1 pseudogene is annotated in these 214 nt (G+C 52.8%); it reads right to left on the reverse strand.

The features are described from left to right. A pseudogene (locus AAE027_RS39610) lies at positions 1-214 on the reverse strand (hypothetical protein); the annotation flags it as partial.

The following is a 214-nucleotide window of genomic DNA, read 5'->3' on the forward strand; positions in this document are numbered from 1 at the left end:
GATGCGATCGTAGGTGCCGTCGTTACGGATCTGGTGCAGGAAGTTGTTGATGAAGTTGATGCTGTCGTAATCGCCTTTTTTCAGGCCGAACGCCAATGGCTCAAAGGTGAACGGTTCTTCGAGGAACACCAGCTTGCCATTGCCGACTTTCTTCTCGGCAACCACGTTGTACGGTGCGTCATACACAAAGGCATCAGCCTTGCCGTTGACCACG

The sequence above is a fragment of the Bradyrhizobium sp. DN3 genome, assembly GCF_041357655.1.
Lineage (GTDB): Bacteria > Pseudomonadota > Alphaproteobacteria > Rhizobiales > Xanthobacteraceae > Bradyrhizobium.